Genomic DNA, 436 nt, shown 5'->3' on the forward strand with positions numbered 1-436 from the left:
GGGCGGCGTAGATGTCGGGTGCGCGTGCATTGTCCAGTTGAAAATTCGGTTGGATTTCAACGGCAAGCATATTGAGCAAACGGCTTTGTTGTGCCTGTTTCATACGGTGGGCATGAAAGGCCGTCTGAATATCGGCAGGTACGCCTTTCTTTTTTTCAGACGGCCTGCGGATACGTTTTTTCATTGCGGCCAAGACTTGCTTGGCATTGTGAAAATCGCCAGTCCAAACGGTTGCAGTTTGCGCGTGGGCATTTTTTAAGATTTCTGCTGCGCCTGTTTCTTGTATGTAAACCGCCTGCTTGGGCGGCTTTTGTGTACTTTCGTTGCGCCATTCGATGTCGGCGCGGTCGGTAGGGATGGTGTGGGGCATAGTGTGTTTCAAATCGGGGAAATAGGGGATTAGTTTACTATATTTAGGATGTGTTCGGTTTGAGAG

At 49.5% G+C, this 436-nt stretch carries 1 pseudogene; it reads right to left on the reverse strand.

Features of this window, described 5'->3' with window-relative positions:
- A pseudogene (locus ACTHUR_RS21390) lies at positions 1–370 on the reverse strand (methyltransferase); the annotation flags it as partial.
- Positions 371–436 lie beyond the last annotated feature (66 nt).

This window comes from Neisseria sp. P0021.S007, from assembly GCF_051956855.1.